Here is a 26628-nt window from a genome sequence, read left to right as displayed (position 1 = left end):
GGTGCCGCGCAAGTTCGGCACGAATGCTGGGCGGATCGAAGCGGCCGCGCTCGTTAGGGGAGACATGATCACGTGCGAACGGCTTTCTGTCGGTGCCGCAGGGGCGGAGCGGCCTGTGCTCCGCAACCTCTCGACGCGGATCGAACACGGTCGGGTGCGCGCCATCGTCGGCGGCAAGGGCTCGGGCAAGACCGTGCTCGGCTGGGCGCTCAGGGGCGCACTCTGCCCTGGCCTGAACCGGACGGCGGGCAGCGTCAGCGTCGGCGGGTTCGATCCGCTCGACCGCGCGGCCGCGGCCGAGACGTCTGCGCACGTCGCCTGGCTCGGCGAGGATCCCGAAGCGGAACTTGGCGGCGCCACCACGGTCCGCGACGCACTCGCCTCCGCCATCACCGCACGATTCCCCGGGGCCTCGTTCGACGACCTCACGCTCCACGCGGCGCTCGCGCGGCTCGGCATGAACGATCCGCGCGTCCTCGACCGCGAACCCCGTCAGCTTTCGCCGGGACTCCGGCGTCGGGTCGCGCTCGCGCAGGCCCTCGTGCGACCCGTCAGCGCTGGCGCGCCGAAGCTCGTCGTTCTCGACGAGCCGCTCGCCGGACTCGACCGTGCCACCGCCGCCGAGGTCATCGGCGCGCTCGCAGGGATGCGGCGCGCAATCCGCACGACCGTCGTCGTGCTCACCAGGGACCTTGAGCTCGCGCAGCGCTTCGCTGACGAGATATCTGTCCTTGAGGACGGTCAGGTCGTTGAGACGTTCCGGCCGGAGAGCTCGATCGCGCGCGCCGTGGCCGCGCCGCCGGCGCAGGCTTCCGCGGGGCCTGCAGGCCGCTCCCAGGACGCGACGCGACCACGCGGCACCGGTACTCCCGTGCCGGGCTCCCGCCAGACCGTGCCCGGGGCGCATGGCGCGCGCAGCCGGGCCGTGATGCAGGCGGGCGCGCTGCTCGGAAGCCCCGCGCTCGAACTGCGCGGGCTGTCTGTCGCGCTCCCGGCGGGGCCCGGAGCGACAGCGCCACTGTCGCTCACGCTCGGCAGGGGAGACTCGCTCGCCGTCACGGGACCCAGCGGGAGCGGCAAGAGTATGCTCGCGCTCGCCATCGTCGGCGGTCTGAGCCCGAGCGCGGCGCTGCGCATCGGCGGCGAACTGCGCCTGGGAGGCGTGGCGCAGGAGGCACGCGCCGCCGCGCGAACGCCGGATCAACGCCGAGCCATCCAGCTCGTTGCATACTCCTCCGACCGTGCGACCGCGGAGACACACACCGTGCGCACGCAGCTGAGGCGTGCGATCAGGCGAGCGCGGCCCGCGGCATCATCGAGCGCGGTTGGCACGCGGGTATCGACGCTCCTGCAGCTCGCTGACCTCAGCCCGGCGATCCTGCTCGAACGCGTCTGCGACCTGTCGCGCGCCGAACAGCTCAGGCTCGCGCTCGCACGTGCCCTCGCGCACGACCCGAGCGTGCTCGTCCTCGACGGGGGAGACGCGGGCGGCGATGCCGAGTTCTTCGAGGCGTGTGCCCGAGCCCGACGCAACGATGGCGTCGCGCTGCTCGTGTTCGCCCGCTCGGCGGCCGGGCTCGGGGCGAGCTGCGACGGCGAACTTCAACTCGGCGACGATCGTGTGCGAGCCATTGCCGCACCGCAGGGGTTGGCGCCGGAGCAGGGGCGACGCGCCGCCTGACGGTCGTTCGGCCGCGTTCGGCCGCAGGGTTTCTGCATCTCGCCAGCCCCCGTATGTTGCGATTTGAGCACATCTGGGCCAGTTATCCGGCGAGTCTTTGATAAATCCTTGGGCGTTATGCCAGCGTTATCTGATCAGTATCGTCTATTCCCACACGTTTTTGCGTGCCGAGATCTGCTAGGAGAACTCAATGAAGATGAAGCTTCGCGCCGCCGCAGTTGTGTCAGCGTCCGCCCTGTTGCTCGCCGGTTGTAGCACCGGTGGAGGCGGCGAGTCCGGTGGAGAGGCTGGCGGCCTCGTCGGCACCGGCTCCGGAGACAGCTGCGCAATCGAGAGCCCCGTCAAGGTCGGAGCGGCGCTCAGCCTGACCGGTGGCGCAGGCAGCTACGGCGCGTCGCAGCAGCAGGGCCTCGAACTCGCACTCGCCGAGCTCAATGAAGCCGACGGCATCGAGTACAAGCTCAGCATCGAGGACGATGCGTCCGAGCCGCGCCAGGGCATCAGCGTCATGGAGACGTTCGCCGGCGACGACACGAGCATCGTGCTTGGCCCGACCCTCTCGAACACCGCGGTCGCAGCGATGCCGATCGCCAACGAGGCCGGCATGCCTGTCATGGGCATCTCGACGACCGCCGGCGGGATCACCGACATCGGCGAGTTCGTCTTCCGCGACTCGCTCACCGAGGCGCAGGTCATCCCGCAGACCATCGACGCGGTGATCGACGAGTACGACCTGAAGAAGGTCGTCGTGATGTACTCGAACGACGACGCGTTCACCGAGTCGGGCTACGAGGTCATGGCGGAGACGCTCGAGGGCACCGATGTCGAGGTGCTCGACACGCTCACCTTCTCGAAGGCAGACACCGACTTCCGCAGCCTCCTCACCGCGGCGAAAGACAAGAACCCCGACGCGATCGTGGTGTCCGCGCTGATCGAGGCGGCTATCCCGCTCGTCACGCAGGCGCGCGAGCTCGGCATCGACCAGCCGATCGTCGGCGGCAACGGCTTCAACAACCCGAAGCTCATGGCTGACGCCGGCGACGCTGCAGAGGGCGTCGTGGTCGGCGCAGCGTGGAACTCGGCATCGGACAACGCAGAGAACCAGGCGTTCCTCGCAGCCTACGAAGAGAAGTTCGGTGCGCAGCCCGACCAGTTCGCGGCTCAGGCATACTCGGCGCTCTACCTCATCGACGACGCAATCCGCAGCAACTGCTCGGCCGAGCGCGCCGACCTCCGCGACTCGATCGCGCAGCTCACGGACGTCGCTACGCCGCTCGGTGCAGTCAGCATCAACGAGAACCGCGACGCAGAGCACCCCGCCGTCGTGCAGATCGTGAAGGACGGCAAGTTCGCCGTTCTGCGCTAACCCGGCACCACCCCTGAACGAGGATCACCCATGCAGCAATTGCTCAACGGCCTATTTATAGGCTCGATCTATGCGCTCTTCGCCATCGGTTTCACCCTGGTGTTCGGCATTCTTGACCGCCTGAACCTGGCACACCCAGCAGTGTTCGCGGCCTCGGCATTCGTCGGCATCGGCCTGGCCGAAGCGTTCGAGCTGTCGATCTGGGTGATCCTCGTCCTCGTCTTTGTGTTCGGGGCGCTCCTCGGCCTGGTGATTGAGCGGGTGGCCTTCCGCCCGCTCAAGAACCGGCCCGACGCCCACTTTGCCGGCCTGATCGCGTCAATTGCGATGGCCGGCATGATCGTCGCCGTGCTGCAGGCCTTCTTCGGGCCACAGACGCGGCGGTTCCCCGAGGGCACGGCGCCCGAGGGCAAGGTCGAACTGTTCGGCGCAAGCGCCACCTACGTGCAGCTCGCCATCGTGGTGATCTGCATCGGCCTCGTGATCGCGCTCAACGTGCTCGTGAAGCGCTCGTCGCTCGGCCGCTCGATGCGCGCCGTCGCCGAGAACCCCACCGCAGCGCGCGTGCTCGGCATCAACGTTGACCGCGTGACCGCAATGACGTTCTCCATCTCGTCCGCGCTCGGCGCGGTCGCCGGCGTCTTGTTCGCGCTCAACGTGAACAGCGCGCAGCTCGGCATGGGGACAGCGATCGAGTTGAAGGGCCTCGCCGTCATCATCGTCGGCGGCATGGGCTCGCTTCCCGGCGCCCTCGTCGGCGGGCTCGTGCTCGGCATCGCAGAGGTGTTCGCGATCCAGTACATCGGGTCGAGCTGGCGCGACTTCATCGCGTTCGCGCTCCTGTTCGTCATCCTGCTGCTCATGCCGCAGGGCATCTTCGGCAAGCGGAAGGTGCGTGAGGTCTAACCCATGTTTACCGAATCCGTTCTCGTCTTCATCGCCCTCAACGGCATCTTCGCGTACTCGTTCTACGCGGTGCTCGTCGCCGGCCAGCTCAGCCTCGGCCAGGCGGGCTTCGCCGGTATTGCCGCGTTCGTCGCGGCCACGCTTGCCCCCACCCCAGCCTCCTGGGGCCCGGTGCCGACGCTCATCATCGCGATCCTGATCGGTATGGTCGTCGGGTCGCTCGCCGCCGTGATCCTCGGCCTCCCCACGATGCGACTGCGCGGCGTGTTCCTCGCGATCGCGACGCTCGGGTTCGCCGAGGGCATCCGTATCTTCATCCTGAACCAGTCCTGGACCGGCGGCGCTCAGGGCATGTCGGTGCCGAAGATCGTCAGCCCGGAGCTCGCCTGGGCGCTGCTCGTTGTCGTCGCGTACTGGTTCTGGCGCCAGGGGCGCTCGCGCTACGGTCGCGCGCTCGAGGCGATCCGTGAGGACGAGCTCGCCGCTCGCTCCATCGGGATCGACGTCGGCCGCCACCGCCTCGCGGCATTCGTGTCGGCCGGTGCCATCGCGGGCCTCTACGGAGTGCTGTGGGCGTACTTCATGCGCATCATCGCGCCGGAGGACTTCAGCTTCTCGACCGCGATCGACGGGCTCGTCACCGCGGTTGTCGGTGGCTCGACGAACTTCTTCGGCCCGATCCTCGGCAGCGGGTTCCAGACGATGCTGCCCGAGCTGCAGCGCGCCGTCGGCATCGAGGCGGGCTGGCTGCGCCCGTTCATCTCTGGCCTGCTGCTGCTCATCGTGATCCTGTACCTGCCGGGCGGCATCGCGAGCCTGGTCCCGCGCCGCAAGCAGAAGATCGACGTCGCGGCACTCACCGCCGCTGGAGCCGCTCCGGCGGCGATGCGCTCGCACCCCGCCAAGGGCGAGGTCGTCGTGCAGCTCGACGCGCTCGCGAAGGAATACGGCGGCGTGCACGCGGTGCAGGGCGTCGACCTGACGATCCGGAGCGGCGACGTTGTCGGTCTGATCGGCCCGAACGGCGCCGGCAAGACCACGCTCGTCAACATGATTAGCGGGCTCATCCCGCCGTCGAGCGGGTCGGCGACCGTGCTCGGCGTCGAGGTCGGGCGCACTCCGGTCCATAAGATCGCTGCGGCGGGCGTCACGCGCACCTTCCAGCATTCGAAGCTCTTCAACAGGCTCACCGCGCTCGAGAACGTGCTCATCGGCACCCACCTCGTCGCGAAGCCGACATTCCTGCGGCGCCTCATCTGGCTCCCGTCGGCGCGCCGCGACGAGCGCGCGGCGCTCGCGCAGGCGGCACGCTGCCTCGACCGGGTCGGTCTCGTTGACAAGGCGAACGTCGAGGCGAAGGGCCTCTCGTACGGTGACCAGCGTCGGCTCGAGATCGCCCGCGCGCTCGCGGCCGACCCGTCGATCCTGATCCTCGACGAGCCAGCCGCCGGTATGAACCACGTCGAGGCTGAGGCGCTGTCGGAGCTCATCAGGTCGCTCGCGAACGACGGGCTGACAATCATCTTCATCGAGCACAACGTCGGCATGGTGCTCGGCACGTGCGACCACATTGCGGTGCTGAACTTCGGTCAGCTCCTCGCGAGCGGTACGCCGGCCGAGATCGAGGCAGACGAACGCGTCATCGAGGCGTACCTCGGCGCCGTGCAGGACGCCGACGCGGAGCCAGCTCCCGGCGCCGATTCGACAAGCGGGAAGGCCTAACCATGGCAGAGCCAATTCTTCGCGTCACCGACCTCAAGGTGACCTATGGCAAGGTCGAGGCCGTCCGCGGCGTCTCGTTCGACGTCCAGGCGGGGTCGCTCGTCACGCTCGTTGGGGCGAACGGCGCGGGCAAGTCGTCGATCATCAACGCGATCTCGGGGATCGTGAAGCCCGCGAGCGGCACGGTGCTCTTCGAGGGACAGGACATCACGAAGACCGGCGCGCACAAGCTCGTGGGCCGGGGCCTCGTGCAGGTTCCCGAAGGGCGCCAGGTGCTCAGCACGCTGACCATCGGCGAGAACCTGCAGCTCGGAGCCCGGAAGCTGCGCGGCGGTGCCGCGGCCGCAATCGACGGCATCTACGAGCGGTTCCCCGTGCTCGGCGAGCGGCGGCAGCTGCCCGCCGGATCCTTGTCCGGCGGCGAGCAGCAGATGCTTGCGATCGGGCGGGCGATGCTCGCCGAACCGCGGGTGATCTTCATGGACGAGCCGTCGATGGGCCTCGCGCCGAAGATCGTCGACGAGGTGTTCAAGGTCATCGAGGAGATCCGCGCCGGCGGCACCACCGTCGTGCTCGTCGAGCAGAACGCCCGCCGCGCGCTGCAGGCAGCGGACGAGGGGCACATTCTGCAGAATGGCGAGATCGTGCGCTCCGGCACGGGCGCCGAGCTTCTCGCAGACGACGGAATCATCCAGGCATACCTGGGAACTGGTGGAGGAGACAAGTGACGACCGAGCGCGGCGACTCCCTCGGAACACGAAAGATCAGGCGGAAGCTCCCGAAATGGAGCGAGGTCTCACCGTTTCTCGGCTTCAAGAAGCCCGAGTTGGATCCGGTCGAGCGGCGGCTGCAGAAGGCCCTCACCGTAAAGGATCTCGCCGAGGCGGCGCGCAGGCGCACCCCCAAGTCAGTGTTCTACTACGTGCACGGCGCGGCCGAGGGAGAGCTGTCGATCTGGCGGGCCCGCGACGCGTTCTCGCGCGTTGAGTTCGAGCCGCGCGTGCTCCACGACGTTGCGAACGTCGACACGAGGACGACGATCCTCGGCAAGGAGGCGAGCTTTCCGCTCATTCTCGCGCCGACCGGCTTCACCCGGATGATGCAGCACGAAGGTGAGATCGCGGTCGCGCGGGCCGCTGCCGGGGCCGGGGTGCCGTACACCCTCTCGACGATGGGAACCACCGCGCCAGGCGACCTGCAGGCGGCCGTGCCGAGCGGCGACAATTGGTTCCAGCTGTACCTCTGGAAGGATCGCGCAGCGACCAAGCAGCTCATCGACCAGGTGCGCGCCGCCGGGTACGACACCCTCGTCTTGACTGTCGACACCCCAGTCGCAGGGAACCGACTGCGCGACACCCGCAACGGCCTGACGATCCCGCCGTCGCTGAGCGTGAAGACCTTCGTGGACTTCGCCCTGTACCCGAACTGGTGGGCGAATATCCTCACGACCGAGCCGATCGAGTTCGCGAGCCTGAAGTCGTTCGATGGCACCGTGGCCGAGCTCGTCGGCAAGATGTTCGACCCGAGCCTCAGCCTCGACGACGTGCAGTGGCTGCGCGACGAGTGGGAGGGCTCTCTCGTTGTGAAGGGCATCCAGTCCGTCGAAGACGCGAAGCGAGTCGTCGAGCTCGGCGTCGACGCGGTCGTGGTCTCTAACCACGGCGGCCGCCAGCTCGACCGGGCGCCAACTCCGCTCGAACTGTTGCCGCGCGTAGCCGAGGCGGTCAACGGTCGGGCGCAAATCTTTCTCGACACCGGCATCCTGTCGGGCGCTGACGTGCTTGCGGCCGTCGGGTTGGGCGCCGACGCGTGCATGGTCGGTCGCGCCTACCTCTACGGGCTCATGGCCGGGGGAGAGCGCGGTGTCGACAGGATGTTCGAGATCATGCGCTCCGAGGCCGTGCGAACGATGCAGCTGACCGGCGTCGATACAGTGCAGGAGATGCGCGGGCGGGTCACGCTCCGCGCATAGGGCTCAGAGTTGGGGCTGCCGGGCGTCGCCTGGCAGCCCCTTCCTGTTCTGTCTGGCTGACTCTGGCGGCCTCAGCGTGTACTGCCGGGCGCTTCCTAGCTGTTTGGTTGTGTGTGGCCGGACGCAGCTTCGGTGGCCGGTTGCTTCAGCGCGTACACCTGTGACCTGCAATAGTTATGCCGTCCGGGCGCGGTTCGGGCATTGATGCTGCAGATCCCAGGTGTTGCGGCGGGTGGCTGAGGGCTGGCGGCGGGTGGCTGAGAGCTGGCGGCGGGTGGCTGAGGGCCGGCAGAGAGTGGCAGAAGGGCCGGCGCAACCGCCCCACCCAAGCCGCGGCAAGGAGCCGACTAGGGGGTTTCGGTGGCGAGGCCCTGCGGATCGTAGCCTGCCCCAATGAGGCTCTCTGCGCGCTCGGTGTTCGGGCTGAGGTCGAGCATGTCCGCGTGCACCCCGAGATCGCGGTCCGCGTGCAGCGCCATGGTGTGCGCAGCGTCGCGAACGTCACGCTCCTCAATCGCCTTGAGCAGCGCACCGTGGTCGAGATGCATCGTGTCGGACGAGATGCCGAGGAACACCACGCCGCGAGCCACGGCCCTGCCGAGCACGGTCATTACGCCCGTGTACAGGTCGAGCAACAGCTTGCTGCCGCTGGCCTCGACAATCAGGCGGTGAAACGAGTCGGGGCGGGTGATGTCGTTGCAGCGCTCGCAGTTCGCCGGGTTCATGGCGGCGCCCTCGGGGGCCTCGTCAAACGCCAGGCTGCGCTCGTAGCTTGCGCGCAGCGCTGCGAGCTGCGCGTCGCTGCGCTTCACCGCCGCGGTCTGCGCCGCCTCGATCTCGAGCGAGCGGCGGTAGATGAGCACCTCTTCGAGATCCTGCTCGATCAAGAACTCGGTGAGCAGCGAGCTCACTGGGGTGCGCGCGCGGACGAACGTTCCGACGCCAGGCACCGGCTCGAGCATTCCGAGTGTCGTGAGCGAGCGCACGGCCTCGCGCACGGTGGAGCGGCCCACGCCAATGAGGTCCATAAGTTCGGGCTCTTTCGGGATGAGCTGGCCGATTGGCCATTCACCCGTGCTGATGCGCGAACGGAGGAATTCATGAGCCTCGCGCACCTTGTGCGAACCGAGCTGTGTGGAGGACATGCTCTGAGTGTATCGAGCGCGCGCCACATCGGGGGCGGCACGCGCTCAGGTATCTTCCGGGTTAGCCGAGCGTTGCCACCCAGTCCGTGAGCGTTTCAAGCCCGCCGACGGTCGAGTTGAGGCCCATCGCCTGCACCTCCCGGCCGGTGACGCGCATGAGCTTGTCGTCCGCAGCGGCCGGGACCGTTGCGACGGCTGGGTTCGCGAGCAGCTCCGCGTACATGCGATCCCCGGTGCCGTTCATGTCGATCAGCACGATGCCGTCTGGCTTCGCCTCGACAATCTGCTCGGCGCTGATCGGCCCCGTCGTCTCCATCCCGAGCTCGTCGGACACGCTCGCGGCTCCGGCGAGGTCGAGGAGGTGGAGCGGGAAGGCGTCGCCGGCGGTCGCGAACGGCCGGCCGGCCTGGTTGGTGAGCACGAGCACGCGCGGGGCATCCTTCGCGTCGGACCCGGCAACCTTCGCCGCGCCCTGCGCGAGCCCGTCTTCGATCGTCGTGACGAGGGCGGCGGCGGTGTCCTCCGTGCCGGTCGTCTGCCCGATGAGGTCGATGTTCTTCGCAAGGATGCTCGGGCCAGTCCAGGGATCGGGGAGCTGCAGCGTCGGCAGTCCTGCCTGCTCGAGCACCGCGCCGATCGATGACTCGGCACCGTGCCTGGGGCTCATCACGACGAGATCCGGCGCCGCCGAGATGACAGTCTCAGTGTCGAGATTCATGGCGACCGGGAACGTGGCGGGAACCTCGGCGAGCTCCTCGACGTGGCCGCCGATCGCGGGATTCAGCACCGCCTCCGGGATGAGGACCAGCCGGTCGGCGAGCCCGAGCTCCGCGAGCACCTCGGCGCTTTCGTAGTCGAGGGCGGCGATCGCCTGCGGCTCCTTCTCGATGGTGAGGCTGTGCGCCTCGCCCCCACGGCCTGCCGGGATCTCGACGGTGCGCGGGAATCCCTGTGCGGGTTGCGCGGCCTGCTCGGACTGGGGAGCGCCGTCCGTGTCGGCTGGCGCACCGGCAGCGCACCCGCTGAGCGCGAGTGCCGAGAGCGTGATCGCCGCGATCGCGGTGAGGGTTCGGGTGGTCTTCATGTCTTCCTTTCGCAAGGGGCGCCTGGCGCTCCGCGACTAGTCATCCGCCGCGAGGATGCGGCGGCCCTGCGGTGTGGTGTGGATCGTGGTGCGCACGCCGTAGGCTGCGAACACCCTGTCGGGCCCGAGCACGTCCTGCGGCGGGCCGCTGTGCGAGGCCCCGCCGGGGTCGAGGAGGAGCACCCGGGTGCATGCGTTGAGCGCGAGGCTGAGGTCGTGGATTGCGGCGATCACGATGCGCCCCTGGTTCCCGAGGCCGCGCATCATCTGCTCGACCGCGCGTTGGTGCGCGAGGTCGAGCGCGCTCGTCGGTTCGTCCATGATCACGATGGGGGTGTTCTGCGCGAGCACGCGCGCGAGCTGCGCGAGCTGGCGCTGGCCGCCCGACAGCGTCCCGTAGCGGCGGTCGGCGAGGTGCGAGACGCCGGCGCGCGCGATGGCGGCCGCCACAGCTTCTGCGGGGTGCGCTCGGCCCGACGCCCAGGCGCCAACGCCGACGAGTTCGCTGACGCGCAGCTCGCCTGGCGCCCCGTGATCCTGAGCCATGAGCGACACGACCTGCGCGCGGCGCTTAGCGCGGAGCCCACCGAGATCCTCATCGCCGAACGCCGCCCGGCCGTAGCTCGCGACGCCGGAGTGCGCGATTGCGGCGAGCAGGGATGACTTTCCGACGCCGTTCGGGCCGACGATGCCGAGCACGGTGCCGGGCTCGAGTCGTAGCGAGAGCGGGTCGCTCAGCGCGACGCTGCCGCGGATCGCCCCAAACTCGGTGAGCTCGAGGGGTCGCAGGTCGTCTGGCGCCGGGATCATGCGCGGCTCTTTCTGAGCAGCAGGGCGAGGAACACCGGTGCGCCGACGAGTGCCGCGACGACACCGGTCTGCACGACGACCGCACCGAACGCCGTGCGCGCGACGGTGTCGGCGGCGATGAGGAAGAGCGCGCCGCCGAGCGCTGCAAGTGGCAGGAGCCGCGCGTGCGAGGCCCCGACGAGCAGGCGCAGGAAGTGCGGCACGACGAGACCCACGAAGCTGATGATTCCGCTCACGGCGACCGCGGCTCCGGTGACGAGCGCCGCGACGAGCAGGAGCACGGTGCGCTCCCGGGTGACGTTGACGCCGGAGGTCGCGGCGATCTCCTCGCCGAGCGAGAGCGCGTCGAGCGCGCGGACCCGCGTCGCGAGGTAGGCGAGGCCGATCAGGATCGGTCCAACAGCGAGCCCCACGTGATCCCAGCTTCGCAGCTCAAGGTCGCCTGCGAGCCAGAACATCGCGCTTCGCACGAGCGAGTCGTCTGTCGCGTTCGCGATGAGGACGTTGATGAGGGCGCCCGCGAGCGCGCTGATCGAGACGCCGACGAGGATGATGGTGCCCGGGCCGAGGTCGCGGCGACTGCGGAGAACGCCGAGCAGGATCAGTGCGACGATCGCGGCGCCGGCGAAGGCTGCGACGGGCACTCCCCACTGGTGGGTGCCCGAGAATCCGAGCGTGATGCCGGCGACGGCGCCGACCGCCGCGCCCGCTGAGACGCCGGTGATGCCGGGCTCGGCGAGGGGATTGCGCAGAATCGCCTGCATGACCGTTCCGACGACCGCGAGCGCGGCTCCGACGAGTGCCGCGACGGCGATGCGGGGGAGCCTGATCGACCAGACCACTGTCGCCGCCTGCATCTCGGCGTCGCCGGGAGCGAAGAGGGCGGTGAGGGTCTCGCCAGGGCTGAGGCGTACGATGCCAAGCATGAGGGAGAGCAGTGCGGATACGCCGAGCGCGAGTGTCCCGACGATGGCGGTCCACATGACTGGGTGTCGTGTGCGGCTCACGAATCTCCTGCTGCCGAGTGCGTACGGGCGTCGAATGGCGCCTGGTCCACTCTAGCCATAGGTCAGATCTAATAAGTCAGATCTTTCACATCAGACGTTCAGGTTCGGTCGAATAGCGTACGGAGCGTGACTGAGAATTCGCCCGCCGCCCTCGCGGCTCCTTACGATGCCCTGCTCCTCTGCTCCTTTGGCGGCCCCAACGGCCCCGACGACGTGCTGCCGTTCCTGCGCAACGTCACCGTTGGCAAGAACATCCCCGAGGACCGACTCGTCGAGGTTGGTGAGCACTACGGACACTTCGATGGAAAGAGTCCGATTAACGAGCAGAACCTCGACCTGCTGCGGGCGCTGCAGGCAGAGCTCGGCCGTCGCGGCATCGAGCTGCCTGTCGTGTGGGGCAACCGAAACTGGCACCCGTACACCGTCGACACCCTGCGCGACGCGGTGGCGTTCGGCGCGAAGCGCGTGCTCACGATCGTCACGAGCGCCTACGCCTCCTACTCGGGCAGCCGCCAGTACCGCGAACACCTCGCCGCCGCGGTCGCCGAGCTTGGCGACGCCGCCCCGGAGATCGACATCGTCCGCCCGTTCTTCAACGATCCCGGCTTCGTGACCGCGAACGCGGACGCCATCATGGAGGCCGCAGCACACCTCGACGGAGGCCTCGCCGGCGCCCACATCGTGTACGTCACGCACTCGATCCCCGACACGATGCAGGACGCGTCGGCCGAGACCGGACCCGGCTACCGGGAGCAGCACGAAGACGTGCTCGCGACGATCAACGCGTTCCTCACCGGAGACGTCGCGCCCACCTTCGAGTCCTCGCTCGCGTACTGCTCGCGCTCGGGCGACCCGCGCACCCCGTGGCTCGAGCCCGACGTTAACGATCACCTCGAAGAGCTCGCGAAGCAGGGCGTGCGCAAGGTCGTCATCGCTCCGATCGGCTTCATCTCGGATCACATGGAGGTTGCGTTCGACCTCGACACCGAAGCCCTCGAAACTGCCGAGGAACACGGTATTCAGGCGGTTCGGGCCGACACCGTCGGGGTGCGCGACAAGTTCGTGTCGGGCCTCGTCGACCTCGTCGTCGAGCGCGCCGCCCGCGAGCGCGGCGAGGACGCCACGCCCGTCACCGTCGGGGCGTTCCCGGCGCTGCCAGACGTCGCTCCGCCCGGGAGCTGCCGCATGCGCCACGGCGAGGTCACGGGGATCCCCGTGCTCGCTGGGGCCGAGGATTAACCGAAGGAGAGAGATCGTGACCGAGACCGTTCGCCCTGTCATCGACCACAGCGCAATTGCCGAGTCCATCAACGAGGCGGTGAACTACACGATGTTCGCGGTGTTCCGCGAGGAGCGTTCCGCGGCCTCCGTTCAAGATCCGGCCACCGCGGCCGCTTCGACCACTGCGGCGCTCGCCTCGATCGACGGCCTGACCGTGCGCGGCTGGTACGATATCGCGGGCTTCCGGGCCGACGCCGATGTGCTCGTCTGGCTGCACGCGCCCTCGACCGAGGCGCTGCAGGCCGGCTACCGCGCGATCCTCGCGGGCGCTTCGGGCAGGCTCGCACCCGTCTGGTCGAACATCGGCGTGCACCGCGCGGCCGAGTTCAACCGGGCGCACATCCCGGCGTTCCTCGCTGGCGAGGTCCCGGGGGACTACCTCTGCGTGTACCCGTTCGTGCGCAGCCGCGAGTGGTACCTGCTGCCCGACGAGGAGCGCTCGAAGATGCTCCGCGAGCACGGCGCGGCGGCCCGCGACTACGGCGATGTGCTCGCGAACACCGTCGCGTCGTTCGCCCTCGGGGACTATGAGTGGCTGCTGGCCTTTGAGTCTGCCGACCTCACTCGCATCGTCGATCTCATGCGTGAACTGCGTGCGACCGAGGCGCGGCACCACGTGATCGAGGAGACGCCGTTCTTCACCGGCCCGCGTGTGGCTCCCGACGTACTGCTCACGCGCGTGCTCGGAGGCGACGCCGCGTAGCGATTTCGTGCCTGGCGCGCGAATGGGTCAGACCGTCGTGGGGGCGGTCTGACCCATTCGCGTTCGGGCCCAGCCTAGGCCGCGGTGTGACGCTTCCGCGCGAGGAGCCAGGCTGCGCCTGCGGCGACGAGGATGGCGCCGATCGTGAGCGCGACCGGGGCGCCCGAGCCGCTGTGGGCCAGGGCGGTGCCGGGCTTCGTGGCCGGGTCAGTGCCGCCGTCCGAGGTTCCCGGATCGGTGGGGCCAGGCTCGTCAGTGCCCGGGCCCGTCGTTCCCGGGTCCTTCACCTCGGCGAGTGTAACCTCAGCCGTCGCCGACGCGGTGACCTCGGTGCCATCGGGGGCCGACCCGGTGACAGCCACGGCGTTCGCCGCGGTGAGGTCTTCGAGCTGCGCCTCGGTGAGCGGCGCGGCGACCGAGACCTGCTGTGAAGCGCCCACTCCGAGCGCGCCGATCTCGACGGTCTCCGCAGTGCCGTCCGAGCCCGCCTCGAACACTGCCGTGACGTTGTCGAGCGGCGTATTGCCCGGGTTCGTGACTGTCGCCTCCCACGTGACCTCGGCGTTGAGCTCGGTCACCTCGGGGGCGGTCCCGGCGAGGGCCGTGGCAACCTCGGGTGCCGCATCTGCTGCGACGACAGCGTCGACGCTCGCGGCATCGCCACGGCCAGCCTCGCTGTACGCGGTGACGCGGAAGTCGTACGCGCCGGGTGCGAGCCCAGCGATCGTTGCGGTGGTGTCGAGGCTGATGTCTCGCTCAACCGCCTCCCAGGTCGCCCCGCCGTCAGCGGAGCGTTCGACGACGTAGTCGAGCACGGGTGCTTGCCCGTACGAGGTTTCGACGGCGTCCCAGGAGAGCTCAACGCTGCCCGCTGTCGGGCCCGTCTCGCCGGTCAGGCCGGTCACTGGCGAGGGGCTCTCCGCAATGATTCGGAGGCTGTGCTCGCCCTTCGCCGTCATCACGATCCAGCCCTCGTCGGTCACCGCGAGATCGCGCGCTGAGGTGTACGGGACGTCGCGAACCTGCACGTCCGCGAGATACTCGCCGGTGTTCGTGAACCGCTGCACCGGGCCGCTCTGCGGGATGGCGTAGAGGTCGTTCGCCGGGCCGACAACGGTGTTGTACATCATGACGCCCGGGAAGCTCAGGGCGCCGTCGTTCGCGAACGTGCGGTCGAGCTGCCAGTCGGTCCCGTCGTCGGTGAGTGTCCAGCGCTGCACCAGTCCTGCGCCGGGGGCCCGGTTGTAACCGAGATCGCTCGTGTAGAGCGAGGCGCCGTCCGAGGACACCCCGTAGACGTCGCTCAGCCCGCCCGGGCCGTTGGTCACGGCCGGGTTCGGCGATGCTCCGGCCGTCTGGCCCTCGCCGGTGAGCCGGTGGAGCGGTTCGCCGTCGGGCACCGAGAAGACGCTGACGACGTTGCAGCCCTCGTAAGGCGCGTAGAGCTTGTCGCCGAGGACCGCAAAGTAGGGGCCCCAGGCGAGCTCGCCCTGGGCGAGCTGGGTGCAGCCCTGGTCACCGCCGACGCCGGCGTTGCCAGTGATCGCGTGGTCAGCGTCGTAGAACAGGACCGTGCCGACAGGCGTCGACACGTTGCCGTTCGTGTCAGAGACTGCGAGGCCGCCGCCGGCGAGCGGCTCGACACCGCGGGGCTCCGCCCACGGCTGCGTGCCCCCTGCGGGGTTCTCGCGGGTGGAGTCGCGGTGCGTGTACCGGACGGGGTCTTCCCATCCGGCGCCGAGGTAGCCCGTCCCGTCCGCGTACTCGCCGTTGCCGAGGTAGTCGCCGGCGTTCGGGTCGAGGGTGCCTGGCCGGTACTCGGTGATGCCACGCGCGGCGCCGTCGGTCACCGCGTACCAGATGCTGCCAGCGTCGTCGATCGCGACGCCGTAGATGTTCGGAACGGTCTCGAGGCTGTCGCCGATGAGCCCGTACTCCCCGCTACCCTCGGCCTTGCCGTTGGGAAGCGGGTCCTGCACCGCCTGCGCCGCACCGGGTGCGATCGTGAGCGTTGAGGCGGCGAGCGCCGCAGCGACGAGCCCCCCAAACCGGATGGAATGTGTCATACGAAATCCTTCGATGATCGACGTTCACGTCAGACAGGGTCCGGCGCGGGCACCGCGACACGATGCAAAAGAAGGGTAAAACTCGGTCGGCCCGATGAGGTACGCAGTGAGTCTAGGCAGGGCAAATCGGTGCCTGTGAGAAGTAGTTTTGAGTAGTGGAATGCCTAAAACCGGCGCCCAGGTTTTCGGCTTCTGAGCAGTATGATCGGCAGCCTCAGGGAAGGCGATCACCGGCGAGGTGCGCGAGTCGGTACCCCATGCCTGGCTCGGTGAGAATGTAGGTCGGGTGCGCGGGATCCCGCTCGATCTTCTTGCGTAACTGCGACACGTACAGCCGGAGATAGCCGGAGTCTTCGGCGTGCTCGGTGCCCCAGATACTGGTCAGCAGCGTCTGCCGGGTCACGAGCTTGCCGGCGTTGCGGATGAGGATCTCGATCACCTGCCACTCGGTCGGCGTGAACCGGATCTGCTTCGGCCCGGCGGGTTCCTGCCTGACGGCGCTGTGGGCGGCGAGGTCAATCGTCACGTCGCCGAGCACCGCGACGGGCGCCGCCTCCTCCTGGGGCGCGCGCCGCGTGAGCGCCCGGATCCGCGCGAGGAGCTCGCCGACCGCGAACGGCTTCGTGACGTAGTCGTCGGCGCCGGCGTCGAGCGCCTCGATCTTGTCGGCGGCGCCCGCCCGGCCCGAGACGACGAGGATCGGCGCGCGAGACCACCCGCGGAGCGCGTGGATGACCTCGATGCCGTCGAGCTTCGGCATCCCAAGATCCAGGATCACGAGGTCTGGCTCGCGCGCGATCGCCGCCGAGATCGCCTCCGCGCCGTCGGACGCGGTGGCGACGTCGTGGCCCTGCGCCGTGAGCGTGATTCGCAGCGCGCGCAGGATCTGCTGGTCGTCGTCGGCGATCAGGATCCTCACGCGGCATCACTCCCGGGCACGCCGTCAGTGCGCTCTGCCGCGTCGTCAGCGCGCGCTGGCACCTCGTCGGGGTGGGGCATCGCCAGCGCAATCACCATCGTCAGGCCTCCTCCGGGGGTGTCCTCTGGGGTGAGCGTACCGTGCATCGCCTCGATAAACCCCCGCGACAGGGCGAGGCCGAGGCCGAGACCGGTGTCGTTGTCGGTGTCCCCGATGCGTTGGAACGGCACGAAGATGTCTTCCTGCCTGTCGATGGGGACGCCGGGCCCGTGGTCGATGATGCGCAGCTCGAGCGTCTCCGCGAACACGCTGGTCGTGACGGTGACGGGCGTGCCCTCGGGGGAGTGCCGCAGCGCGTTCGCGAGGAGGTTGACGATCACGCGCTGCAGGAGGACCGGATCGGCGTTCGCGCGCGCCTCGTCGTGCCCGAGGGCGAGCCGCACGTCGCCCGGGCCGAGCCCGAGTTCGTCGAGCGCCGGGGCGATCGCCTCGGCCGGGTCCGTCGGCACGTTCGCGATACTGAGCACGCCGCCTTGCAGCCTGCTCACGTCGAGCAGGTCGGTCAGCAGGGTCCCGAGGGCGCCGAGGCTTTCCTCCGCGGTATCGAGCAGTTCCGCGCGGTCGTCGGCCGTGAGCGCTCCGCCGGCCGCCCGGAGCCCGCCGACGGCGGCCGTCGCGGCCGCGAGCGGCCGACGAAGATCGTGGCTGAGGGCCGTGAGGAGCGCTCCGCGGACGCGGTCGGACGCGGCGATCGGCCCGATTTCGCGTGCGGTCTCCTCGAGTTCCTGGTGCGCGAGCGCCGCCGAGAGCTGCGCGACAACGACGGAGAGCAGGCGCTGCTCTCCCGCGGCGAGCGGCTGGCCATACAGCTCGAGCCAGGCGTCCTCGCCGAGCGCCGCCCGGGTGAGCCCGCCGGTGTCAGCGGTGGTGCCCGACGCCGCGACGACCCGTCCGGTGCCCTCGTGCACAACGCGTACGCCATCGAGCTGGAACGCCTCGCGGGTGCGGTCGGCGAGGGCCTGGGCTGCGTCGTCGCCGCGGAGCACGCTGCCCGCGATCGTCTGGATGAGCTCGGACTCGGCCGCGAGCCGCCGGGCCGCCCGAGTGTGCCTGGCTGCGCGGTCCACGATGTAGCTCACGAGGCTCGCGATGACGACGTAGAGGCCGAGGGCGAGGAGGTGCAGGGGCTCGTGAATGTGCACCGTGAAGATCGGTTCGATGAAGAAGAAGTCGAGGGTGAGACCCGAGAACACCGCCGCGAACAGGGCGGGCCAGATCCCGCCGACGAGCGCGACGATCACGGTGAGGAGCTGGTAGCTCAGCACGTCGGAGGTGATCGAGTCCGGCGTGCGAACGAGCAGCAGGAGGGAGGTCAGGATCGGGCCGCCAAGGAGCGCCACGACGAAGCCGAGGATGCGACGCTTGGCGGTGAGCGCGCCGGTCAGCGGCGGCAGCGCGAACCTGCGCGCGGCGGCAGCGTGGTTCACCATGTGGACGTCGATCTCGCCCGACTCGCGCACGACGGTCGCCCCGATCCCCGGACCGGTGAGCGCGGCCGCGAACCTCCCGCGCCGGCTCGCGCCGAGCACAAGCTGGGTCGCGTTCACCGACCGCGCGAATTCGACGAGCGCCGTCGGCACGTCCTCGCCCACGACCTGGTGGTAGCTCCCGTTGAGCTTCTCGACGAGCGCGCGCTGGCTCGCGAGCACGTCGGGCGCTGCGCTGCGGAGGCCGTCCTGGCTCGTCACGTGCACGGCGAGCAGCTCGCCGCCCGACGACCGCGCAGCGATCCTGGCACCGCGACGCAGGAGGGTGTCGCCTTCGGGCCCGCCCGTCAGCGCGACAACGACGCGCTCGCGCGCCTCCCACGTCCCGTCGATCCCGTGCGCCGCTCGATAGCCGCGCAGCGCCTGGTCGACCTCGTCAGCGAGCCACACGAGCGCGAGCTCGCGGAGCGCGGTGAGGTTGCCGAGCCTGAAGTAGTGCGAGAGCGCCGCGTCGATCCGCTCCGCGGGGTACACGTAGCCGTCAGCGAGCCTGTCGCGCAGCGACTGCGGGGCGAGATCGACGAGTTCGAGCTCGTCGGCCCCGCGGAGAAAACTGTCCGGCACGGTCTCCTGCTGGGGCACTCCGGTGATCTGCTCTACCACGTCGTTGAGCGACTCGATGTGCTGCACGTTGAGCGTCGAGATTACGTCGATGCCGGCGGCGAGCAGCGCCGCGACGTCTTGCCACCGCTTCTCGTTCGCTGACCCAGGCACGTTCGTGTGTGCGAGCTCGTCGACGAGCGCGAGCTCGGGGCGCCGAGCGAGGACGGCCGCAAGGTCCATCTCTTCGAGCTCGACGCCCCGGTGGCTCACGTGCGCGCGGGGCAGGGTAGGCAGCCCGTCTGCGAGCGCCGCCGTTGCCGCGCGCCCGTGCGACTCGACGATCGCGACAACCACATCGCGGCCATCACTGTGGAGCCTGCGCCCCTCCTCGAGCATGGAAAACGTCTTCCCCACGCCCGGCGCCGCGCCGAGGAACACCCGCAGCCTGCCCCGCTTCGCCATGCTCACCCCCGCAACTGCTCGAGCGCCAGATTGAGTTCGAGTACGTTCACCCTACTCTCGCCCAGGTACCCCAGGTCTGGCCCTGCGGTGTGCGCTTCGACGAGCTGTGCGACCGTGGCGGTGTCGATGCCCCTGGCTTCGGCGACCCGCTGCACTTGGATCGCGGCGTAGGCCGGGCTGATGTGCGGGTCGAGGCCCGAGGACGACGCCGTGACGGCGTCGGCTGGCACCTCGGTCTCGGGCACACCGTTGAAGTCGGCGACCTGCGCCTTGCGCTCGCCGATCGCGGCGACGAGGTCGGGGTTCTTGGGGCCGAGGTTCGACCCCGACGACGCGGCGCCGTCGTAGCCATCGCCCGCCGCCGAGGGACGGGGCTGGAAGAACGCGGGGTCAGGATCGCCCGCGGCGGTGAAGAACTGCTGGCCGATGAGCGCGGAGCCGACTGGCGAACCCGCGGAGTCGCTCACGAGGGAACCGTTCGCCTGAGCGGGCAGCGCGAGCTGGCCGATCCCCGTCACGGCGAGCGGGTAGGCGACGCCGAGCAGGATCGTGAAGAGCGCCATGGCCCGCACTGCGGCCCAGACGGTTCGGCGTGACGTGCGACGTGCAGCGTTCATGATGTGTGCTTCTTTCGTGGTGCGCTAGAACCCGGGGATGAGCCGGACCAGCTGGTCGATGAGCCAGATGCCGAGGAACGGGGCGACAACACCGCCGAGGCCGTAGACGGCGAGGTTGCGGCCGAGGATCTGGGCGGCGCCGCCCGGGCGATACTTCACGCCGCGCAGGGCGAGCGGGATGAGCGCGATGATCACGAGGGCGTTGAAGATGATCGCGGAGAGCACCGCCGAGGCCGCCGAGTGGAGGCCCATGATGTTCAGCGCCGCGAGCCCGGGGAAGACGCCCATGAACATGGCGGGGATGATCGCGAAGTACTTCGCGATGTCGTTTGCGATCGAGAACGTCGTGAGCGCGCCGCGGGTGATGAGCAGCTGCTTGCCGATGCGCACGATCTCGATGAGCTTCGACGGGTCCGAGTCGAGGTCGACCATGTTTCCCGCCTCCTTCGCCGCCGACGTGCCCGAGTTCATCGCGACACCGACGTCGGCCTGCGCGAGCGCGGGCGCATCGTTCGTGCCGTCGCCGGTCATCGCGACGAGGTTGCCGCCCTCCTGCTCCCTGCGGATGTACGCGAGCTTGTCTTCCGGCGTCGCCTCGGCGAGGAAGTCGTCGACGCCGGCTTCGCGGGAGATTGCGGCTGCGGTGAGCGCGTTGTCGCCGGTGATCATGACGGTGCGGATCCCCATCGCCCGGAGCTCCGTGAACTTCTCTGGGAGGCCCTCCTTCACGACGTCTTTCAGGTGGACGACGCCGAGCAGTCGGCGCTCGCCCGCGGCCGCTCCGCTGCCCGCGCGCATCGCGACGACGAGTGGGGTGCCGCCGGTCTCAGAGACCTCGGCGACGCGCTGCTGGAGCTCTGCCGAGCGCTGCGGGGGCAGCGGTGCGCCGCCCGCCTCGAGCCACGCGATGACCGCGGAGCCCGCGCCCTTTCGGATTTCGGTGCCGTCGGGGAGGTTCAGCCCCGACATCCTGGTCTGCGCGGTGAACGGGACGATCTCGCCCTGGGTATTCCTGTCGAACTGCGCGCCAAGCCCGCCCGCGAGCTCGACGATCGAGGCGCCCTCCGGCGTCGGGTCGGCGAGCGACGAGAGCGCTGCCGCCGTGACGAGCTCGCTCTCGGTGATGCCGAGTAGCGGGATGAAGGCGCTCGCGCGGCGGTTGCCGTACGTGATCGTGCCCGTCTTGTCGAGCAGCAGCGTGGTCACGTCTCCCGCGGCCTCGACCGCGCGACCCGAGGTCGCGAGCACGTTGCGCTGGACCAGGCGGTCCATGCCGGCGATGCCGACGGCGCTGAGCAGCGCCCCGATGGTGGTCGGGATGAGGCAGACGAGCAGCGCGGTGAGCACGGTCAGGCTGACGGGGGCCGCCGCGTACGACGCGATCGGGTTCAGTGTGAGCGCGACGACCACGAAGACGATCGAGAGGCTTGCGAGCAGGATGTTGAGCGCGACCTCGTTCGGCGTCTTCTGCCTGGCGGCGCCCTCGACGAGGGCGATCATCCGGTCAACGAACGTGTCGCCCGGGCGCGACGTGATGCGCACGACGATCCTGTCGCTCAGCACCCGGGTGCCGCCCGTCACGGCCGAGCGGTCGCCGCCGGACTCGCGCACGACCGGCGCCGACTCGCCCGTGATTGCGGACTCGTCGACCGAGGCGATGCCCCAGACGATGTCGCCGTCGCCGGGGATGAGCTCGCCCTGTTCGACGACCACGACGTCACCGACGCGCAGCTCTGCCGAGGGCAGCGACGCGAGGGTCGCGCCTGTCGCTGCGGGGTCGCCGGCCTCGTCGTATCCGTCGACGCGGTGCGCGACCGTCGTCGTGCGCGTCTTCCGGAGCGAGTCCGCCTGCGCCTTGCCGCGCCCCTCGGCGACCGACTCGGCGACGTTCGCGAAGAGTACTGTCGCCCAGAGCCACGCGGCGATGGCCCAGGTGAACGAACCGGGCACCGCGCTGCCGCCCGACGGTGCCGGGCCGCCGAGGAACGGTTCGGCGATCGCGAGCGCGGTGGTGAGCGCGGCGCCGACCCACACGATGAACATGACGGGGTTGCGCCACTGCTCGCGCGGGTCGAGTTTGCGCAGCGCGCCGGGCAGGGCCGCGACGAGTACGGCGAGCGAGAACCCGCTCTGGGCGGGGCTTGTGTGCGAAGACATGGTGTTACATGAGCCCTTCAGCTAGGGGGCCTAGCGCGAGAACGGGAAGGAAGGCGAGCGCGGAGAGCAGGATCGTGACCGCGGCAAGGAGCCCGACGAACAGCGGACGGTGGGTGGGGAGCGTGCCGGAGGTCGCGGGGACGATGTCCTGTCGCGCGAGCGACCCGGCGAGGGCGAGCACGAGCATGATCGGCACGAAGCGGCCGAGCAGGATCGTGACGCCGAGCGCGGTGTTCAGCCACGGGGTATCTGCGGTGAGCCCGGCGAACGCCGAGCCGTTGTTGTTCGCCGCCGACGTGAACGCGTACAGCACCTCTGACATGCCGTGCACGCCGGGGTTCGCAATCGACTCTCCCGTGACGCTGTCGCGCACGCCGGGCAGCGCGAAGCTCAAGGCCGTTCCGGCGAGCACGAGGGTGGGCATCACCAGAATGTAGAGCGCGGCGAGCTTGATCTCGCGGGGCCCGATCTTCTTGCCGAGGTACTCGGGCGTCCGGCCGATGAGGAGGCCAGCGATGAACACCGCGATTACGGCGAGCATGAGCAGGGCGTAGAGCCCCGACCCGACCCCGCCTGGCGACACCTCGCCGAGCATCATGTTGAACATCGGGAAGAACCCGCCGAGCGCGGTGTACGAGTCGTGCATCGAATTCACCGCGCCGGTGGAGGTGCCCGTGCTCGTCGTCGCGAAGAGCGTCGAGCCGACGATGCCGAAGCGCTGCTCCTTGCCCTCGAGCGCGGCCCCGGCGAGCTCGGGCGCCGTCCCGCGGCCCGCGAGCTCGACGAGCGTGAGCGCCGTGAATGACGCGACATAGAGCAGCCCCATCACCGAGAGGATCGCGTAGCCCTGCCGGTTGTCGCCGACCATCCGGCCGAACGTGCGGGGCAGCGAGAATGGGATTGCGAGCATGAGCAGCACCTGGAAGATGTTGGTCCAGGGCGTCGGGTTCTCGAACGGGTGCGAGGAGTTCGCGTTGAAGAAGCCGCCGCCGTTCGTGCCGAGCAGCTTGATCGCCTCCTGCGAGGCCGTCGGCCCGCCAGGGATCGTCTGCGTGGCTCCCGCAACGGTCGTCACATCGGTGAAGCCGTTGAAGTTCTGGATGACACCGCCCGCGAGCAGCACGATTGCGCTGACCGCGGCGAGCGGCAGCAGCAGGCGCACAATGCCGCGCACGAGATCGACCCAGAAGTTGCCGATCGTGCCCGACTTTCGGTAGGCGAAGCCACGCACGAGCGCAACGGCGACGGCAATGCCGACGGCCGCCGAGGTGAAGTTCTGCACGGCGAGACCCGCGAGCTGCACGGTGTAGCCGACGGTCGCCTCCGGCGAGTACGACTGCCAGTTCGTGTTGCCGACGAACGAGGCCGCCGTGTTGAACGAGAGCGGGGCGCTCGGGGCGCCAAGGCCGAGGGAGTACGGCAGCAACTGCTGCAGCCGTTGCAACCCGTACACGAGCAGCAGACCGACGGCGGAGAACGCGAGCACGCCGCGCAGGTACGCCCGCCACGTCTGCTCGGCCCCCTCATCGATGCCGATCACGCGGTAGATGCCGCGTTCGACGCGCCAGTGCTTCGTCGACGTGTAGACCCACGCCATGTAGTCGCCGAGCGGGCGATAGATGATGGTGATCAGGGCGGCAACCGTGACGAGCGCCATCAGGGCGGAAAGGGTGCTCATCAGAACTTCTCCGGTCGGGTGAGAGAGACGGCGAGGTAGGCGAGGGCCGCGAGTGCCAGGGCCGCGGCGACGATGTCGAAGACGATCACAGCTTCTCCACCGCCTTCGCGAGCAGGCCGATGAGCGCGAAGAGGGCGATCACGCCGACCGCGTAGACCACATCGAGCACGATGACTCCGTTCAAGAGAGTGACGCCCTGGCCGGTGCCGGGGCGGTGCGCCGCAGTGGCGCATGCTCTGATTGAATACCCGCCAGCGGGCGAAATCTCGCGTCCTAACGGAATCCATACGGCCGCTCCGCGATCCCTAACGAGAACCGAACGCCCTGCGCGATAACCGGGGGAGTGAGCGCGAACTATCCGTGCGCTAACCTCCAGCTATGAGTACTGCTCGCGTGCAATCGGCTCGCACCCGCTCGGTGTTCGCCGTGATCCTGATCCTGCTTGCCGCGCTGCTCGCGCCCGCCGCGGTCGTGAGCACCTGGGTGCGTGCGGAGCTCATCGACACCGATCGCTTCGTCTCGGGCCTCGCCCCCCTCGCCGACACACCCGCGGTGCAGTTGTACATCGCCGACGAGGTCGCCATCGCGATCGAGGGCAGCCTCGACATCGAGGCCGTCGTGCACGACGCGGTGAGCGGGCTGAACGCCCTCGACCTGCCGCCGCAGGCGACCGCGGCGTTCGGGCTGCTCGAGGGGCCCGCGGTGCACGGGATCCAGTCCATCCTGCGCACCACCGTCGACGGCATGGTCGCCTCCCCGCAGTTCGCGCAGATCTGGGAGGTCGCGCTGCGCCAGACGCACGCGCGCGCAATCGCCGTCATTCAAGGGGATCCCAACAGCGCCGTGCAGCTCTCCGGCGACGGCACCGTCTCCATCGAGCTCGGCACCATCATCGCCGAGGCAAAGACGCTGCTCGTCGCGCAGGGCGTCGACCTCGCGACGCTCATCCCGGAGGTCGACAGGTCGGTCCCGCTCCTCACCTCCGATTCGCTCACCCAGGTGCGCACCGCCTACTCGCTCGCGACGGCGGTCGGCACCTGGCTGCCGTGGCTCGTGCTCGCGCTGCTCGTCGGCGGCATCGCGGTCGCCACGCGCCGGAGCCGGGCGGCGTTCGGCGCTGGCATCGGCCTCGCCGCGTCGTTCCTGCTGCTGCTCGCCGGGATCGGCACCGGCAAGGTGTTCTTCCTCGCGATGGTGAGCCCCGCCCTCATGCCTGTCGCGACGGCCGAGGCGCTGTTCGGGCAGGTCACGGTGAACATCCACGCGATCCTCGTCGCGCTCGTCGTGCTCTCGTGTGTGATCGCGCTGGCCGCCTGGCTCTTCGGCGAATCGCGGCAGGCTCGCGCGATCCGCGGCGCGGCAAACCGGGGCTTCGCCCGGCTCCGCGGCGGCCTCGACAGGCTGCACCTCGACCCCGGCCCCGTCGGCACCTGGGTCGACAGGCTGCGGCCGGCGATCTGGTGCGTCGCCGTCGCCGCGACCGTGCTTGCGGTGTTTCTGAACCGCCCGATCTCCCTCGGGAGCGTCGCGGCTGCGCTGGCGTGGCTCGTTGTGGCGCTCGTCGCGGTGGAGCTGTTGCGCAGGCCGCGGGGCTCGGAAGCCGGAAAACCTGGAGCAACGCAACAAATCTCTTGACGTTGCATCGATGCGTCGTTCATGCTTGGGTGTACCGAAAGCCTGACCGGGCGCGCCCCACCGTGGGACGGGCCCGCTCGGCTCCGCCGAACACAACGCTCACCACCGCCGGCCACCGCGCCGGAGAACGCGACGACGCGAAGGGAAACGCACATGGAACGCGAGATTTACGAAGAGATCCACGACGACTTTCGTGAGATGGTGAAGGAATTCATCAAGCGCTACGTCACCAGCGAGAAGATGCACGAGTGGGAAGAGGCGGGCGAGGTTGATCGCGCGACGATGCTCGCCGCCGCTGAGCACGGCATCGTGGGCCTCTCGGTTCCCGAGGAGTTCGGCGGCGCCGGCATGCTCGAGGACTACCGCTTCCGTTCTATCGTGCTCGAGGAGCTCACGCTGTCGGGCACCGGAGCCGCGCTTGCGGGCGCTGTCGGCATCCAGGACGACCTCGCGGTGCCCTACATCGCCCGCTTCGGCACCCCCGAGCAGAAGCAGAAGTGGCTGCCGAAGATGGCGACGTGCGAGGTGCTCGGCGCACTCGCGATGACCGAGCCCGGCACCGGTAGCGACCTGCGCGGTGTCACGACGACCGCGAAGAAGACCGAGGGCGGCTACATCGTCAACGGCGCAAAGACCTTCATCTCGAGCGGCAAGACCGCCGACATGGTCGTGACGTTCGTGAAGACCGGCGAGGGCAACCGCCCCGACGCGTTCAGCCTCATCATCATCGAGGACGGCATGGAGGGCTTCGACCACGGCCGCAAGCTCCACAAGATGGGCTCACACGGGCACGACACCGCGGAGCTCAGCTTCGTCGATGTGTTCGTCCCCGACGAGAACCTCATCGGCGGCGCCGAGGGTCACGGCTTCATCCAGCTCATGGAGAACCTGCCGCTCGAACGCCTCTCGATCGGTGTCGCGGCGACCGCGATCGCGCAGGCCGGCTTCCAGTGGACCCTCGACTACACGAAGAGCCGTGAGGCGTTCGGCAAGCCCGTCGCCGACTTCCAGAACTCCCGGTTCAGCCTCGCAGACATGGCGACGACCGTCGACGTCATGTGGGCGTACATCGACCGCGCGATGAAGCTCTTCATCGAGGGCAAGCTCACCGCAGACGAGGCCGCCAAGGTGAAGTTCTGGTGCACCGAGCGCGAGTGGGAGATCCTCGACCAGGGCGTCCAGCTCCACGGCGGCTACGGCTACATCACCGAGTACCCGATCGCCCGCGCCTTCCTCGACGCCCGAGTCCACCGGATCTACGGCGGCACTAACGAGGTCATGCGCGAGATCGTCGCGCGCGCGGTGACCGGCCGAAAGTAGCGCCACC

General features: G+C 69.3%; 21 protein-coding genes. 10 read left to right on the top strand and 11 right to left on the bottom strand.

What is annotated here, in order from left to right; all coding sequences use genetic code 11:
- The first annotated feature begins 64 nt into the window (after positions 1–64).
- The 6 genes from BJ960_RS11490 (at position 65) to BJ960_RS11465 (ending at position 7647) form a co-directional block, all read left to right on the top strand.
- Positions 65–1681, top strand: a complete 1617-nt coding sequence (locus BJ960_RS11490) for an ATP-binding cassette domain-containing protein (RefSeq protein ID WP_202229131.1) — start codon at positions 65–67, stop codon at positions 1679–1681.
- A gap of 190 nt (positions 1682–1871) precedes the next feature.
- Positions 1872–3047 carry an ABC transporter substrate-binding protein gene (locus BJ960_RS11485; protein ID WP_185987377.1) on the top strand — a complete coding sequence of 392 codons (1176 nt, stop codon included), beginning with the start codon at positions 1872–1874 and terminating at the stop codon, positions 3045–3047.
- A gap of 30 nt (positions 3048–3077) precedes the next feature.
- Entirely contained in the window at positions 3078–3953 is an 876-nt protein-coding gene (locus tag BJ960_RS11480; protein WP_119284679.1) for a branched-chain amino acid ABC transporter permease, read from the top strand.
- Between the two features lie 3 nt (positions 3954–3956).
- On the top strand, positions 3957–5675 hold the full coding sequence (locus BJ960_RS11475; RefSeq protein ID WP_121073202.1) for a branched-chain amino acid ABC transporter ATP-binding protein/permease: 1719 nt from the start codon (positions 3957–3959) through the stop codon (positions 5673–5675).
- Between the two features lie 2 nt (positions 5676–5677).
- Entirely contained in the window at positions 5678–6403 is a 726-nt protein-coding gene (locus tag BJ960_RS11470) for an ABC transporter ATP-binding protein (RefSeq protein WP_185987376.1), read from the top strand.
- The gene (locus BJ960_RS11465) at positions 6400–7647 is read left to right on the top strand and encodes an alpha-hydroxy acid oxidase (protein WP_307814597.1); all 1248 of its coding nucleotides are present in this window, start codon (positions 6400–6402) and stop codon (positions 7645–7647) included. Before BJ960_RS11470 ends, BJ960_RS11465 begins: the two co-directional genes overlap by 4 nt.
- 347 nt (positions 7648–7994) lie before the next feature.
- Here BJ960_RS11465 and BJ960_RS11460 read toward each other — a convergent pair whose 3' ends face one another.
- The 4 genes from BJ960_RS11460 to BJ960_RS11445 all read right to left on the bottom strand — a co-directional run bounded on the left by BJ960_RS11460 (position 7995) and on the right by BJ960_RS11445 (position 11693).
- The gene (locus tag BJ960_RS11460) at positions 7995–8792 is read right to left on the bottom strand and encodes a FadR/GntR family transcriptional regulator (protein ID WP_121073198.1); all 798 of its coding nucleotides are present in this window, start codon (positions 8790–8792) and stop codon (positions 7995–7997) included.
- Between the two features lie 61 nt (positions 8793–8853).
- Positions 8854–9876 carry an ABC transporter substrate-binding protein gene (locus BJ960_RS11455; protein WP_185987375.1) on the bottom strand — a complete coding sequence of 341 codons (1023 nt, stop codon included), beginning with the start codon at positions 9874–9876 and terminating at the stop codon, positions 8854–8856.
- A gap of 36 nt (positions 9877–9912) precedes the next feature.
- Positions 9913–10686 (bottom strand): ABC transporter ATP-binding protein, encoded by a 774-nt coding sequence (locus BJ960_RS11450; RefSeq protein ID WP_185987374.1) that lies wholly within the window; start codon positions 10684–10686, stop codon positions 9913–9915.
- Positions 10683–11693 (bottom strand): FecCD family ABC transporter permease, encoded by a 1011-nt coding sequence (locus tag BJ960_RS11445; protein WP_202229132.1) that lies wholly within the window; start codon positions 11691–11693, stop codon positions 10683–10685. Before BJ960_RS11445 ends, BJ960_RS11450 begins: the two co-directional genes overlap by 4 nt.
- Positions 11694–11819: 126 nt before the next feature.
- Here BJ960_RS11445 and BJ960_RS11440 point away from each other — a divergent pair, with 126 nt between their 5' ends.
- Entirely contained in the window at positions 11820–12932 is a 1113-nt protein-coding gene (locus tag BJ960_RS11440; RefSeq protein WP_185987373.1) for a ferrochelatase, read from the top strand.
- Positions 12933–12948: 16 nt separating this feature from the next.
- Entirely contained in the window at positions 12949–13677 is a 729-nt protein-coding gene (gene hemQ / locus BJ960_RS11435) for a hydrogen peroxide-dependent heme synthase (RefSeq protein WP_307814598.1), read from the top strand.
- Between the two features lie 74 nt (positions 13678–13751).
- Here hemQ and BJ960_RS11430 read toward each other — a convergent pair whose 3' ends face one another.
- The 7 genes from BJ960_RS11430 to BJ960_RS11400 form a co-directional block, all read right to left on the bottom strand.
- The gene (locus BJ960_RS11430; RefSeq protein WP_185987372.1) at positions 13752–15743 is read right to left on the bottom strand and encodes a fibronectin type III domain-containing protein; all 1992 of its coding nucleotides are present in this window, start codon (positions 15741–15743) and stop codon (positions 13752–13754) included.
- Between the two features lie 214 nt (positions 15744–15957).
- Complete coding sequence (locus BJ960_RS11425) at positions 15958–16662, bottom strand: response regulator (RefSeq protein WP_185987371.1); 705 nt, start codon at positions 16660–16662, stop codon at positions 15958–15960.
- Positions 16659–19214, bottom strand: coding sequence for a DUF4118 domain-containing protein (locus tag BJ960_RS11420; protein WP_185987370.1), 2556 nt, complete (start codon positions 19212–19214; stop codon positions 16659–16661). Before BJ960_RS11420 ends, BJ960_RS11425 begins: the two co-directional genes overlap by 4 nt.
- A gap of 2 nt (positions 19215–19216) precedes the next feature.
- Positions 19217–19831 carry a potassium-transporting ATPase subunit KdpC gene (gene kdpC / locus BJ960_RS11415; RefSeq protein ID WP_185987369.1) on the bottom strand — a complete coding sequence of 205 codons (615 nt, stop codon included), beginning with the start codon at positions 19829–19831 and terminating at the stop codon, positions 19217–19219.
- A 24-nt stretch (positions 19832–19855) separates the two neighbouring features.
- On the bottom strand, positions 19856–21988 hold the full coding sequence (kdpB, locus tag BJ960_RS11410; RefSeq protein ID WP_185987368.1) for a potassium-transporting ATPase subunit KdpB: 2133 nt from the start codon (positions 21986–21988) through the stop codon (positions 19856–19858).
- Positions 21989–21992: 4 nt separating this feature from the next.
- Positions 21993–23666 (bottom strand): potassium-transporting ATPase subunit KdpA, encoded by a 1674-nt coding sequence (gene kdpA / locus BJ960_RS11405; RefSeq protein WP_185987367.1) that lies wholly within the window; start codon positions 23664–23666, stop codon positions 21993–21995.
- Positions 23666–23755, bottom strand: a complete 90-nt coding sequence (locus BJ960_RS11400) for a potassium-transporting ATPase subunit F (protein WP_121073177.1) — start codon at positions 23753–23755, stop codon at positions 23666–23668. Before BJ960_RS11400 ends, kdpA begins: the two co-directional genes overlap by 1 nt.
- A gap of 289 nt (positions 23756–24044) precedes the next feature.
- Between BJ960_RS11400 and BJ960_RS11395 the strand changes: the two genes are divergently transcribed.
- The gene (locus tag BJ960_RS11395) at positions 24045–25301 is read left to right on the top strand and encodes a hypothetical protein (RefSeq protein WP_185987366.1); all 1257 of its coding nucleotides are present in this window, start codon (positions 24045–24047) and stop codon (positions 25299–25301) included.
- 153 nt (positions 25302–25454) lie between these two features.
- Positions 25455–26621 carry an acyl-CoA dehydrogenase family protein gene (locus BJ960_RS11390; RefSeq protein ID WP_121073173.1) on the top strand — a complete coding sequence of 389 codons (1167 nt, stop codon included), beginning with the start codon at positions 25455–25457 and terminating at the stop codon, positions 26619–26621.
- Positions 26622–26628 lie beyond the last annotated feature (7 nt).

The organism is Leucobacter aridicollis, from assembly GCF_013409595.1.
GTDB classification, from domain to species: Bacteria; Actinomycetota; Actinomycetes; order Actinomycetales; family Microbacteriaceae; genus Leucobacter; species Leucobacter aridicollis.
The sequence above is the reverse complement of the archived record's forward strand: the minus strand, read 5'-3'. Positions and strand labels throughout refer to the sequence as shown.

Bases quoted from the DNA above. Each gene is read 5' to 3' on its own strand.
- BJ960_RS11450 (WP_185987374.1), bottom strand. From the start codon at position 10,686: ATGATCCCGGCGCCAGACGACCTGCGACCCCTCGAGCTCACCGAGTTT.
- BJ960_RS11460 (WP_121073198.1), bottom strand. From the start codon at position 8,792: ATGTCCTCCACACAGCTCGGTTCGCACAAGGTGCGCGAGGCTCATGAA.
- BJ960_RS11475 (WP_121073202.1), top strand. From the start codon at position 3,957: ATGTTTACCGAATCCGTTCTCGTCTTCATCGCCCTCAACGGCATCTTC.
- BJ960_RS11480 (WP_119284679.1), top strand. From the start codon at position 3,078: ATGCAGCAATTGCTCAACGGCCTATTTATAGGCTCGATCTATGCGCTC.
- BJ960_RS11430 (WP_185987372.1), bottom strand. From the start codon at position 15,743: ATGACACATTCCATCCGGTTTGGGGGGCTCGTCGCTGCGGCGCTCGCC.
- kdpA (WP_185987367.1), bottom strand. From the start codon at position 23,666: ATGAGCACCCTTTCCGCCCTGATGGCGCTCGTCACGGTTGCCGCCCTG.
- BJ960_RS11455 (WP_185987375.1), bottom strand. From the start codon at position 9,876: ATGAAGACCACCCGAACCCTCACCGCGATCGCGGCGATCACGCTCTCG.
- BJ960_RS11490 (WP_202229131.1), top strand. From the start codon at position 65: ATGATCACGTGCGAACGGCTTTCTGTCGGTGCCGCAGGGGCGGAGCGG.
- BJ960_RS11470 (WP_185987376.1), top strand. From the start codon at position 5,678: ATGGCAGAGCCAATTCTTCGCGTCACCGACCTCAAGGTGACCTATGGC.
- kdpC (WP_185987369.1), bottom strand. From the start codon at position 19,831: ATGAACGCTGCACGTCGCACGTCACGCCGAACCGTCTGGGCCGCAGTG.
- BJ960_RS11390 (WP_121073173.1), top strand. From the start codon at position 25,455: ATGGAACGCGAGATTTACGAAGAGATCCACGACGACTTTCGTGAGATG.
- kdpB (WP_185987368.1), bottom strand. From the start codon at position 21,988: ATGTCTTCGCACACAAGCCCCGCCCAGAGCGGGTTCTCGCTCGCCGTA.
- BJ960_RS11420 (WP_185987370.1), bottom strand. From the start codon at position 19,214: ATGGCGAAGCGGGGCAGGCTGCGGGTGTTCCTCGGCGCGGCGCCGGGC.
- BJ960_RS11395 (WP_185987366.1), top strand. From the start codon at position 24,045: ATGAGTACTGCTCGCGTGCAATCGGCTCGCACCCGCTCGGTGTTCGCC.
- BJ960_RS11485 (WP_185987377.1), top strand. From the start codon at position 1,872: ATGAAGATGAAGCTTCGCGCCGCCGCAGTTGTGTCAGCGTCCGCCCTG.